The 11,609-nt window shown below is 64.9% G+C and carries 12 protein-coding genes; 5 read left to right on the top strand and 7 right to left on the bottom strand.

The features are described 5' to 3' along the window. Positions 1 to 1,922, bottom strand: a 1,922-nt coding sequence (locus tag DYI24_RS12065; RefSeq protein WP_164572454.1) for a sigma 54-interacting transcriptional regulator, incomplete at its 3' end; no start/stop codon positions are given. Between the two features lie 161 nt (positions 1,923 to 2,083). On the opposite strand from DYI24_RS12065, the gene DYI24_RS12070 reads away from it, so the two are divergent. The 4 genes from DYI24_RS12070 to cynS all read left to right on the top strand — a co-directional run bounded on the left by DYI24_RS12070 (position 2,084) and on the right by cynS (position 5,883). After that, positions 2,084 to 3,472, top strand: a complete 1,389-nt coding sequence (locus tag DYI24_RS12070; protein WP_107344078.1) for a CmpA/NrtA family ABC transporter substrate-binding protein — start codon at positions 2,084 to 2,086, stop codon at positions 3,470 to 3,472. A gap of 149 nt (positions 3,473 to 3,621) precedes the next feature. Further along, complete coding sequence (gene ntrB / locus DYI24_RS12075; RefSeq protein ID WP_164572455.1) at positions 3,622 to 4,461, top strand: nitrate ABC transporter permease; 840 nt, start codon at positions 3,622 to 3,624, stop codon at positions 4,459 to 4,461. 5 nt (positions 4,462 to 4,466) lie between these two features. Next, the gene (locus DYI24_RS12080; protein ID WP_164572456.1) at positions 4,467 to 5,351 is read left to right on the top strand and encodes an ABC transporter ATP-binding protein; all 885 of its coding nucleotides are present in this window, start codon (positions 4,467 to 4,469) and stop codon (positions 5,349 to 5,351) included. Positions 5,352 to 5,394: 43 nt separating this feature from the next. After that, the gene (cynS, locus tag DYI24_RS12085; RefSeq protein ID WP_107344081.1) at positions 5,395 to 5,883 is read left to right on the top strand and encodes a cyanase; all 489 of its coding nucleotides are present in this window, start codon (positions 5,395 to 5,397) and stop codon (positions 5,881 to 5,883) included. A 269-nt stretch (positions 5,884 to 6,152) separates the two neighbouring features. Here the strand turns inward: cynS and DYI24_RS12090 are convergent, their stop codons facing one another. The 6 genes from DYI24_RS12090 to hemP form a co-directional block, all read right to left on the bottom strand. Then, positions 6,153 to 6,551 (bottom strand): DUF2023 family protein, encoded by a 399-nt coding sequence (locus DYI24_RS12090; protein ID WP_246701235.1) that lies wholly within the window; start codon positions 6,549 to 6,551, stop codon positions 6,153 to 6,155. Continuing rightward, a complete protein-coding gene (gene fldA, locus DYI24_RS12095) occupies positions 6,548 to 7,030 on the bottom strand; it encodes a flavodoxin FldA (RefSeq protein ID WP_164572457.1) in 483 nt (160 codons plus the stop codon). The genes DYI24_RS12090 and fldA overlap by 4 nt, the downstream gene beginning before the upstream one ends. A 198-nt stretch (positions 7,031 to 7,228) precedes the next feature. After that, a complete protein-coding gene (locus DYI24_RS12100; protein ID WP_164572458.1) occupies positions 7,229 to 8,035 on the bottom strand; it encodes a heme ABC transporter ATP-binding protein in 807 nt (268 codons plus the stop codon). Beyond that, a complete protein-coding gene (locus tag DYI24_RS12105; RefSeq protein WP_164572459.1) occupies positions 8,032 to 9,114 on the bottom strand; it encodes a FecCD family ABC transporter permease in 1,083 nt (360 codons plus the stop codon). The genes DYI24_RS12100 and DYI24_RS12105 overlap by 4 nt, the downstream gene beginning before the upstream one ends. Next, on the bottom strand, positions 9,111 to 10,082 hold the full coding sequence (locus tag DYI24_RS12110) for a heme/hemin ABC transporter substrate-binding protein (protein WP_164572460.1): 972 nt from the start codon (positions 10,080 to 10,082) through the stop codon (positions 9,111 to 9,113). The genes DYI24_RS12105 and DYI24_RS12110 overlap by 4 nt, the downstream gene beginning before the upstream one ends. Further along, the gene (gene hemP, locus DYI24_RS12115) at positions 10,079 to 10,282 is read right to left on the bottom strand and encodes a hemin uptake protein HemP (protein ID WP_164572461.1); all 204 of its coding nucleotides are present in this window, start codon (positions 10,280 to 10,282) and stop codon (positions 10,079 to 10,081) included. Before hemP ends, DYI24_RS12110 begins: the two co-directional genes overlap by 4 nt. A 335-nt stretch (positions 10,283 to 10,617) precedes the next feature. Here hemP and DYI24_RS12120 point away from each other — a divergent pair. Then, positions 10,618 to 11,609, top strand: a 992-nt coding sequence (locus DYI24_RS12120) for a radical SAM protein (protein WP_164572462.1), incomplete at its 3' end; no start/stop codon positions are given.

Below are 11,609 nucleotides of genomic sequence, written 5' to 3' on the forward strand. Positions count from 1 at the left end.
GCCTGGGCGCGCGGCGAGCCGATGCCCAGCGCTTTGCTCCGCGACGCCAGCGTGGTTGGCTTCATGTCGAGCATCGCCGCCGCGCCGTCGTCGCCGAACACCTTGCCTTTGCAGGCGCGCAGCGCCGCGATGATGTTGTCGCGCTCCAAACTGCGGAGATCGGCCGCGGTCATCACCGCGGGGCGGGCGTCCAGCTTCTGACGGCCGCTGGCGGCCGAGGCATGGCCGCTGGCCGTTTCCGGCAGGTCGAGCCGCAGCCTGCCGTTCTGCGCCAGAATGGTAGCTCGTTCGATCACGTTTTGCAGTTCGCGGACGTTGCCGGGCCAGTCGTAGCGCATCAGGCGGCGGACGTCGCCCTGCGACAGCCGCAGCTCGGTTTTCAGTTCGCGGGCCTCATTGGCGAGGAAGTGCTGCGCCAGCAGCGGAATGTCCTCGCGGCGATCGCGCAGCGGCACCGACTCGATCGGAAACACGCTGAGCCGGAAATACAGGTCCTCGCGGAAGTGGCCGCGCTGCACCTCCCGCTTCAGGTCGCGATTGGTCGCGGCGATCAGGCGGACGTCGACATTGCGGGTACGCTCCTCCCCGATGCGTTCGAAATTGCCTTCCTGCAGCACGCGGAGCAGTTTGCTCTGCAGCTCCAGCGGAATCTCGCCGACCTCGTCGAGGAACAGGGTGCCGCCGTCGGCGAGCTCGAAGCGGCCGATGCGATCGCGCACAGCGCCGGTGAAGGCGCCGCGGGCGTGTCCAAAGAACTCGCTCTCGAAGAGTTCACGTGGGATTGCTGCGCAGTTGACCCTGATCAGCGGCCGGTCACGGCGCGTGCTGGCTTCGTGGATCGCGCGCGCGATCAGTTCCTTGCCGGTGCCGGATTCGCCGGTGATCAGCACGGTGGCGGCAGTGGGTGCGACCAGCTTGACCTGGCGCAGCGTGGTCTGGATCGCCTCGCTCTGCCCGATGATGCCGCGCGGATTGGTCTCGATCCGGATTTCTTCTTGCAGATAATCATTTTCGAGCTGCAGCCGCTCGCGCAGGCGGTCGACTTCGGCCAGCGCGGCGTGCAGCTTTTCGTCGGCCTCGTGGCGCTGGCTGACGTCGCGAAACACCACCACCGCGCCGACCACGCCGCCGCTGCGGTCGTGGATCGGCGTCGAAGTGTACTCCACCCAGACCGGCGTTCCGTCCTTGTGCCAGAACACTTCGCCGTCGACGGTATGTACCGCTCCGTCGCGGAACGCCGCGTAGATCGGGCATTGCTGGCCGGGATAGTGCCGTCCGTCATGGTGGCTGTGATGCACCATGGCGTGCATCTCTTTGCCGACCAGCTCTTCGGCCGACCAGCCCAGCATCCGCTCCGCGGCCGGATTGACGAAGGTGGTCTTTCCCTCGGCGTTGACGCCGTAGATGCCTTCGCCGGCCGCCCGCAGGATGAGCTGGTTCTCGCGCTCGATGTCCTGAAACACCCGCTCGACCCGCTGCCACGCCGGCAGTCCGTCGCGCATGTAGTCGTCGGCGACGGCGTCGACATAGCGCCGCCGGCGTTGCTCCAGATCGCTCATCGTCAATAGCAGCAGCGAGCGGCCGCGATACGGCAGCAGCTTGCCGGCGTATTCCAATCGAAGCTGCGTGCCGTCGGCGTGCACCGGCGTCAGCGCGTGAGTCCAATAGGTGCCTTTGGCGAACACGGCCTGGGTAAACACCACGAGCGCAGGAAGCTGCGCGCCGTGCAGCGCGCTGAACCGGGTCTGCAGCAGAACGTCACGGTCGTGGCCGAGCAGGGCACTGGCGGCGCCGTTGGCATCGACGATCTGGTCGAGCGTCGGGTCGACCAGCAGCACGGCCTCGACGGCGCTGTCAAACACGGCGGCGCGCAGCGGCAAATCGAGCGTGGCGGCGAGCGAAGAGGGCGACGAGAGGTCCATCGGACACTCCGAATTTTCGTAACTCGACTACGAATTCCCGTATATTACGAGATTTCGTATTCAGCAATCCGCTGAAACCGCCCATATCGTCGCATCTGGCGGCCATCCGGTGTTTGGCACACTCCTTGCGATCAGGACCTCGACGTCACGCAGGAGGTCCCATGTCTACGTTCGACAATCCGTTCGATCCCAATCGCCGGCTGCACACAACGGGTTGTAGTTGTGGCCGTCATGCTACCGAAGCCGAGCATGCTGCCGAGCAGGCCGCTGCGCTGCAGAGCGCCGTGACGCAGGGCGAGGAGAAACGGTTCGAAGGCGTTGTCGCGTCCGCGGTGATGCGCGCAATGTTTCCGCAGGATGCCTCGCGGCGCGCGTTTCTGAAGTCGGTCGGTGCCGCTACCGCGCTCGCCGCGGTGTCTCAGTTCTTCCCGCTGCAGACCGCAACCGACGTGTTCGCCTCGGGCGGTCCCTTGGAAAAGACCGACCTCAAGGTCGGATTCATCCCGATCACCTGCGCCACGCCGATCATCATGGCGCATCCGATGGGTTTCTATGCGAAGTACGGCCTCAACGTCGAAGTCATCAAGACCGCCGGCTGGGCGGTGATCCGCGACAAGACTCTGAACAAGGAATACGACGCGGCGCACATGCTGTCGCCGATGCCGCTGGCGATCACGATGGGCGTCGGCTCCAATCCGATCCCGTACACCATGCCAGCGGTCGAGAACATCAACGGCCAGGCGATCACCCTGGCGATGAAGCACAAGGATCGCCGCAATCCGAAGGATTGGAAGGGCTTCAAATTCGCCGTTCCGTTCGACTATTCGATGCACAACTACCTGCTGCGCTACTATCTGGCCGAACACGGTCTTGACCCCGACGTCGACGTCCAGATCCGCGCCGTGCCGCCGCCGGAGATGGTCGCCAACCTGCGCGCCGACAACATCGACGGCTATCTCGCTCCCGATCCGATGAACCAGCGCGCGGTCTATGATGGCGTCGGCTTCATCCACATCCTGACCAAGGAAATCTGGGACGGCCACCCGTGCTGCGCCTTCGCCGCATCGAAAGAATTCGTCACCACGATGCCGAACACCTACGGCGCGCTCCTCAAGTCGATCATCGAGGCGACCGCCTACGCGCATAAGCCAGAGAACCGCAAGGAAATAGCGCAGGCGATCTCGCCTGCCAACTATCTGAACCAGCCGGCCATCGTGCTGGAGCAGATCCTCACCGGCACCTATGCCGATGGCCTCGGCAACGTCGTCAAGCAGCCGAACCGGATCGATTTCGATCCGTTCCCGTGGCAGTCTTTTGCGATCTGGATCATGACCCAGATGAAGCGCTGGGGGCAGATCAAGGGCGACGTCGACTACAAGACGATTGCCGAGCAGGTCTATCTCGCGACCGACACGGCGAAGCTGATGAAGGAGGCCGGTCTCGCGGCGCCCGACACCACCTCGCGGTCGTTCTCGGTGATGGGCAAGCCGTTCGATGGCTCCAACCCGGATCAGTATCTCGCCAGCTTCAAGATCAAGAAGGCCTCGTAAGGGACGGGGGCTGGCGGCAGTATGTTTGGATCTCCACCGTTGCCGGCCCGCGGCTCCCAGACGACGAGCGTCGCAACAGCGCCGCCGGTGGCTCCCGTAAGCCGCAGCCGCCGGCCTCCAGGTCCCGCACTGACACGACGGGTGACGTCATGACCAAATCACTACGCCTACGCGCCGCGGTGGTTTCGCTGCTGCTGTTTGGCGGCTTCATCGCCGCCTGGCATCTGGCGACGCGCGGCAGCAGTGAAGTCGCCAAGATGAGCCCGGAATATGCGGCGCTGATGGGCGCCACCGCGACCCAGGGCAAATCGGCGATGCCAGGGCCGTTCGAGGTCGGCGCCAAGCTGTGGGAGCACATCAAGCGTCCGTTCTACGACAACGGCCCCAACGACAAGGGCCTCGGCATTCAGCTCGGCTATTCGATCGCGCGGGTGATGACCGGCTATCTGTTGGCCGTAGCTGTCGCGATCCCGCTTGGCTTTCTGATCGGTATGTCACCGCTGATGAACAAGGCGCTCGATCCGTTCATCCAGGTGCTGAAGCCGATTTCGCCGCTCGCCTGGATGCCGCTGGCGCTCTACACCATCAAGGACTCCAGCCTGTCGGCGATTTTCGTGATCTTCATCTGCTCGGTGTGGCCGATGCTGCTGAACACGGCGTTCGGTGTCGCCTCGGTCCGCAAGGAGTGGATCAACGTCGCCCGCACGCTCGAAGTCGGCACCGTTCGCCGGGCTTTCACGGTGATCCTGCCGGCCGCTGCGCCGACCATTCTCACCGGCATGCGGATTTCGATCGGCATCGCCTGGCTGGTGATCGTCGCCGCCGAGATGCTCGTCGGCGGAACCGGTATCGGTTACTTCGTCTGGAACGAATGGAATAACCTGTCGATCGTCAACGTCATCATCGCGATCCTGCTGATCGGCGTTGTCGGGATGCTGCTCGACCAAGTGCTGGCGCGGTTCACCCGCATGGTCACGTTTCCGGAGTGAGCCCCATGACCGACAAGTTCATTTCCGTCGAGGCGATCGCCAAGCGCTATCCGGCCGCGGGCGGGGGACAGACCACGATCTTCGAGAACCTTTGGCTGTCGCTGCCGCTCGGCGAATTTGGCTGCGTAATCGGCCACTCCGGCTGCGGCAAGACCACCGTGCTCAACATCCTCGCCGGCCTCGACCAGCCGACGGAAGGCGCGGTGATCGTCGACGGCCAGGCGATCGAAGGCACCAGCCTCGACCGCGCGGTGATCTTCCAGAGCCACGCGCTGCTGCCGTGGCGCACTGTGATGGGCAACGTTGCCTATGCGGTGTCGTCGAAGTGGCGGGGCTGGGACAAGGCCAAGGTCCGTGCCCATGCGCAGCGCTTCATCGATCTCGTAGGTCTCACCGGTTCCGAGCACAAGCGTCCGTCCGAACTGTCCGGCGGCATGAAGCAGCGCGTCGGCATCGCCCGGGCGCTATCGATCACGCCGAAGATCATGCTGATGGACGAGCCGTTCTCGGCGCTCGATGCGTTGACCCGCGGCTCGCTGCAGGACGAGGTACGCCGTATTTGCCTCGAGACCGGGCAGACCACCTTCATGATCACCCACGATGTCGACGAGGCGATGTATCTCGCCGACAAGATCTATCTCATGACCAACGGCCCCGGCGCGGTGATCGCCGAGATCGTCGAGAACCCGTTGCCGAAGGATCGCGCCCGGATCGATCTGCACCGGCATCCTTACTACTACGGGCTGCGCAACCACATCGTCGACTTCCTGGTGACGCGCAGCAAGACCTTCACCAGCACCAATCCGCACCACGATCCGCTGCACGTGCCAGTCGTCCGGCCCGGCGTCGAGGACGCTGCGCTGGTGCCGCTGCAGGCCAACGCCCGCTGATCCTATCACCTACCGATCCCCACCTCACCTAAGGAGACCGACCATGAAGCGAGCCGAACTGACCGAGAAGCTGCTCGACATCAAGCGCGAGAAGGGCTGGACCTGGAAGTACATCTGCGAAACCATCGGCGGCCATTCCGAGGTGCTGGTGGTCGGTGCGATCCTCGGCCAGATGAAGCTGACCAAGCCGCTGGCGGCGAAGGCGGCTGAGCTGTTCGGACTGTCGGCAGTCGAGACCGCGATGCTCAACGAGGTGCCGATGCGCGGCGAGGGCATCACCATGCCGCCGCGTGACCCGTTGATCTACCGATTCTATGAGCTGGTGATGATCAACGGCCCGGCCTGGAAGGCGCTAATCGAGGAAGAATTCGGCGACGGCATCATGTCGGCGATCGATTTCGACATGGTGATGGAACGGCTGCCGAACCCGAAGGGCGACCGCGTCAAGATCACGATGTCGGGCAAATTCCTGCCGTACAAATACTACGGCGCCACCGGCAACAACGCCGAATACGGCTTCAAGGAGGAGTGAAGCACGTCCACTGCGCACGTCGCAGCGACGTCGCTGTCGGAAAATGAATCGCCCCGAACATCATCGTCGTCCCCCGCGCAGGCGGGGGACCCAGTATTGCAGAGAGTTGTCCGTGAGCGCACGACAGATCAACTAGCGCTCTGGGATACTGGATCGCCCGCCTTCGCGGGCGATGACGTGAGGGGTGGGGTGACCCTTCCCCTCACGGATAGCGCTTGCGGACCATGTCCGTGCACGAATGGTCGAGCGGCGATCCAGCCCACGGACCGTCAGTGGATCAGCACCGGCTCGCTCGGCGCCACGGTGTGGGTCGGTTCGGCGACCGCCTCGACCGTGTTGCCGCCGGCACGCGACAGAAAACGGTGGCACTGCATTTCGCGGTCGTAGCCGAGCAGGATGCCGAGCATGAAGTCGTGCTCAGCCGACAGGTTGCACAGCGGGCCGGTCATGAAGCCCTGCACGGTGCGGACCGCGGAGGCGACGCCGAACACCACGTTGATGCGATGCTGGCAGGCTTCGTGGACGTGGTGAGCGATTCCGGCGGTACGCAGCCGTGCCACGATCGAGGTGGCCTCGACCGACGGAAGCGTCATCATCGCGAGCGGGCGTAGCCCCTTCGACAGCTCGTAGAGGTGGTGCTGGAAGATCTGCAAAGTCGCTGCACTCATGTGAGACGACTGATCCATTCGGTGATCCTCTTTTCGGTCTTGGATGATTGGCCGTCCTCGTCGAGCGCGAGTCCGACGAAGCGGCCGTCACGTTCGGCTTTGGAGGCGGTGTAGTCGTAGCCTGCAGTCTCGGTGAAGCCGACGACCGTGGCGCCGCGCTCGATGACGTGGTCGTACAGCAGGCCCATTGCGTCGACGAAGCTGTCCGGATAGTTGGTCTGGTCTCCGGTGCCGAACAGCGCCACTTTCTTGCCTGCCAGATTGGCGGAGGTGAGCTTGTCGATGTTGGCTTCCCAGTCGGTCTGCAGATCGCCGAAGCCGTAAGTCGGCGCGCCGAGAATAAGAAGGCTGCAGCCCTCGAAATCGGCGGCTGATGCGGATTTGATATCGACGGCGCGGCCCTGCAGCCGCTTGGCGATCCGCGAGGCAACGGCGCGAGTCGCGCCGGCATCGGAGCCGAAAATCACGTTGACGCTCATTGACGATGGGTCTTTCGCTGCAAACAATGAAACTGATAATTGTCAGGTGTCGGCCGTGCGACGCAGATGCGTTCGCATCACCGGGCAAGACTAAGCGCTCGGTTGCGGGCCAACAAATTGAACCGGTCCAAAACCGTCCGCGTCGAGGCCGTCGTTACTTAGAATGTCTGTGATGTGGTACGCAGAGGCGGCGCGCGCTCAGGCGTGGGCGGCGGCGTGGCGATCGTCGGCGAGCTCCGGCAGCACGAAAGGTTGGCCCGCGACGTCGGTGTTGACGGTGAGGGCGACATCGAACACGTCGGCGATCAGCTCGTGCCGCAAGACGGCGGCAGGCGTTCCGTCGGCGGCGATCCGGCCGCCACTGAGCACGATGATGCGATCGGCGAATCGGGCAGCGAGGTTGAGATCGTGCAGGATCGCGATCACGGTGGTGCCGCGGCGGGCGCAGCGCCGCGCAGTCTCGGCGAGATCGAGCTGGTGGCGGATGTCGAGGCTGGAGGTCGGTTCATCGAGCAGCAGTAGCCCAGGGCCGGCGTCCGCTTCGCCGCTCCACAATTGCACCAGGATCCGGGCGAAATGGGCGCGCTGCTGCTCGCCGCCCGACAGCGTGGTGATATCGCGGTGGCGGAAATGGTCGAGGCCGACGTCACGGAGCGCGGCGTCGAACAGCGGCGCCGCCTTGCGGGGATCGATGTCCGCGCCCATCGCAACGATCTCCTCGACCGAGAACGGGAACGACACCGTGGTGTGCTGCGCCAGCATCGCGCGCCGGGCGGCAAGCGCGCGGGGCGGATAGTCGGAGAGCGCGCGCCCGTCGAGCGAGACGGTGCCGGAGGTCGGCCGTAGATCGCCGGACAGCATCCGCAGCAGGGTGGACTTGCCGGCGCCGTTGGGGCCGACGATTGCCACCAGTTCACCCTGGCCGATTGTGAGATCGACGCGATCGACCAGCGTGGCGCCGGGGAGTGCGAAGGAGGCCGCTTCGGCTTTCAGCACACCGCTCATGGCCCCACCAACTTGCGCTGCCGTAGCAGGATGGCGAGGAAGAACGGTGCACCGATCGCTGCAGTGAGAATGCCGATCGGCATCTCGGCCGGCGCGACGACGGTGCGCGCCACCGTGTCGGCGACGACCAGCATCACTGCGCCGAGAACGGCGGAGGCGGGCAGCAACAACCGATGCGACGGGCCGATCACCAGCCGCAACAGATGCGGCACGACGATGCCGACGAAGCCGACCACGCCGGTGACCGCGACCGCAACCCCGGCCATTGCCGACACCAACAGGATCGAAGTCCGCTTCAGCCGCTCGACGTCGACGCCGCTGTGAAACGCCTCGGTCTCGCCGAGGACAAGCAGATCCAGCCGTCCTGCAATCCGCAACAGCACCAAGAGCGCGATCAGCAGGACCGAACCGGTGGAGGCGGCCTTGGCCCAGTTGGCGCCGCTAAGCGAACCGAGCATCCAAAAGGTGATATCGCGGAGCTGGCGATCGTCGGCCACGAACACCAGAACGCCGAGGCCGGCGTTAGCGATCGCCGCGATCGCAAGACCCGCGAGCAGGAACAGCGCGATCGAGGTGCGGCCCGATCGGCTTGCTATCCGGTACAGCACGATGGTGGTGATCAGCGAGCCGCCGAAAGCGGCGAACGCCAGCAGATACTCCTGCAGGACGCGGAGATGCGGGCCGAGCAGATGCACGAGCAAAACGATCGAGGCGGCCGCCCCAAAGGCACCGCCGCTGGCGACGCCGACCAGCGCCGGGTCGGCCAGCGGATTGCGGAACAGGCCCTGCATCAGCGCGCCCGCTGCCGCGAGCAGGCTGCCGACGATCGCGGCGGTGAGAATCCGCGGCATCCGGATCGACCACAGCACCAGCTGATCACGCGTTGTCGCTGCATCGCCCGCGGTGCCGGTCAGTCCGAGCGCTGCGGGCAGGCGGGAGAGCGGAATGCCGGCGGCGCCCACCGTCATCGCCAGTGCCATTGCGGCGATCAGCAACCCGCCGAGCACGGCGAGTGTGATCGCGCTGCCGGGGCGCGGCGCGCCGGCGCGGCTGCGACGGGGAAGCGCCAACACGCTCATGAGCGGCAATCGACCGTGGTGGCCTTCGGTTTGAAGCCGGCGGCCTCGGCTGCGAGCTGCGGGTACAGTTTCGATGCGACCTCGACTGCCGCCGCCGGCGTGCGCGGCCCGAAGCCGAGCAGATACAGTCCGTCCATCGCCAGGAAGGCGCGGTGCTGGCCGGCCGGCGTCAGCGCAAACGCCGGATGGGCGTAGAACGCGTCGGCCTCGAAGGAATCGCGGCTGCGCTTGATCGTCAGCACGACATCGGGACGCGCCGCGACGATCGCCTCGTCGTTGATCGCCTTGTAGCCGTCGTAACCGTCGATCGCATTGACGCCGCCGGCTAGAGCAATGATCGAATCCGCCGCGGTGTTCCGTCCGGCCGCCATCGCCTGGCCGTTAACCAGCGACATCACGAACATCACGCGAACCGGCTTGGTGATCGCGGCGCGCAGCTTGCGCAGCGTGGTGAAGTCGTCGCCGACCGCGGAGGCAAGGCAGGTCGCGGCCTTGTCGGCGCCCATGGCGTGGCCGATCAGCGCGATCTTGTCGAGCAAGCCCTGTTCGGAATACGCCTCCGGCACCGACACCAGCGGAATGCCGGCCGAAGTGATCGCATCGATCGTCTGCTTCGGACCGGCCGAATCCATCGCCAGGATCAGGGTCGGGTTCAGTCCGATCACGCCTTCCGAGGATAGTTGCCGCAAGTAGCCGACGTTAGGTTTTCCGGCGACCGCTTCGGGCGGATACACGCTGGTGGAATCGACGCCCGCAATCCGCTGCGCCAGGCCGAGATCGGCCAATACCTCGGTGATCGCGCCGCCGATCGACAGCGTGCGCGAGGAATCAGCAACAGTGACGTCACGGCCGTGCGCATCGCGCACCTTGATCTCGGCTGCGGTCGCCTGAAGCGAGAAGGAGCCTGCGAGCAACGTCGCGGCGAACACAGCGGCGCGATGGCGTTTGATGTGAGCGTTCGCGATCATTTGGTCAGGATCAGCTTGTTCTGCGAGGTGAGGCGGAGGCGATAGCGATCGTCGCCATGCGCGATCACGATTTCCCGATCCATCGTGAACAATTCGCGGCTGTCGATCTGATTGCCGACGATGCTGACGGCGCGCACGCCACTCGGGCTCGCCCCGGCTTGCGTAGGATCTGCGCCCAATCGATCGGATGCTGTCATCATTCCGCTTCTGGTGTTGTTGCTGACATCGACGTGAGCGCTTGGTTATAAGCGGTGATCCGAAAATGTGTCTTATAATTACTATAAACGGAGCGATCGGCGCTTGAGCTTGCGCCGCGGTGCGTCGTAACTTCACGATACGCGAGGTCGAATTGTGCCTTGCGCTGTGCCAGCCAGCTCCCTGCGTTTTGCAGCGCCCGCCAGCCCCTGTTTGCAAATAACGAGTGTGATCGGATGGTCGGGCTGGCCAGCTATTCGCACGCGCATGTGTCGGCTGACCGTGCGTCGCGCGCGGCTGGCATTGCTGCCCGTTTGATGATGGAGCGCGGGCGGTGAGAATGGCTGAGGTGAAGCAGGGCGATCGGGGCGCCGCACCAGTGCATGCCGGGCACGGGACTATTCACGGGCACGGTGGTCATCGGGGGCATGGCGCCGGTCATCCGATGTCGGTCAAGCCGGCATCGATCGGCGATTACCTGGTGCGCGTCGGCTGCGATCCGCTCACCGAGGCGTTCGGCAAGCGCGCGTTTTCGCCGCCGTGGCGCGGCAGCCGGCCGGTCGATGAAGACAATGCCCAGGCGGTAATGGAGCGGGTGTTCGCCACGCCGCGCAGCGAGACGGCGGTGGCTTACTTGCATGTGCCGTATTGCCAAAACCATTGCCTGTTTTGCGGCTTCTTTGAGAACGTATGGCGGCCGGAAGCCGGCCCGGCCTATGTCGACGACCTGATCGCGGAACTCGCCGCCAAGTCGCATACGCCGCTGATCGCGAGTGCGCCGATCGACGCAATCTATATTGGCGGCGGCACGCCGTCGGCGCTCGATGCGGAAGATCTGGCGCGGCTGATCGCGGCGCTGCACCGCTATCTCCCGCTCAGCTCCGACTGTGAGATCACCCTGGAGGGGCGGTCCTACGGCTTCGATATCACCAAGGCCAAGAGGCTGGCCGATGCCGGAGTCAATCGGCTGTCGATCGGCGTGCAGAGCTTTTCCACCGAAGTGCGGCGGCGGCTCGGTCGCAAGCGCACCGGTGAAGAGGTTGCGGAATTTCTCTCCGAACTGATGGCGCAGGGCCGGACCTCGGTAGTGTGCGATCTGATCTATGGGCTGCCGGGGCAGAGCGACGCCGATTGGCGGCGTGATATCGACACGGTCGGGCGCATCGGTCTCGATGGCGTCACGCTGTATGCACTCAACATGTTTCCCGGCGGGCCGATGGCCCGCGCGGTAGAGAACGGCAAATTGCCGCAGCCGGCGACTCCGGCCGCGCAGGCACGCCTCTATGCCGAAGGGGTGGAGCGGCTGACGGAGAACGGCTGGCTGCAGGGGTC

This window comes from Rhodopseudomonas sp. BR0C11, assembly GCF_010820945.1.
GTDB classification, from domain to species: Bacteria; Pseudomonadota; Alphaproteobacteria; order Rhizobiales; family Xanthobacteraceae; genus Rhodopseudomonas; species Rhodopseudomonas palustris_H.